Here is a 262-nt window from a genome sequence, read left to right as displayed (position 1 = left end):
TTAGACAGCTAGGAGGTTGGCTTAGAAGCAGCCACCCTTTAAAGAAAGCGTAATAGCTCACTAGTCGAGTCGGCCTGCGCGGAAGATGTAACGGGGCTCAAACCATACACCGAAGCTACGGGTATCACCTTCGGGTGATGCGGTAGAGGAGCGTTCTGTAAGCCTGTGAAGGTGAGTTGAGAAGCTTGCTGGAGGTATCAGAAGTGCGAATGCTGACATGAGTAACGACAATGGGTGTGAAAAACACCCACGCCGAAAGACC

General features: G+C 51.5%; 1 rRNA gene. It reads left to right on the top strand.

The annotated features are described in order from the left end of the window. Positions 1-262 (top strand): 23S ribosomal RNA (locus tag QMX86_RS28285); the annotation flags it as partial.

Source organism: Pseudomonas sp. PS01270 (genome assembly GCF_029959775.1).
Lineage (GTDB): Bacteria > Pseudomonadota > Gammaproteobacteria > Pseudomonadales > Pseudomonadaceae > Aquipseudomonas > Aquipseudomonas atacamensis.
This window is presented reverse-complemented; position numbering and strand designations above follow the sequence as displayed.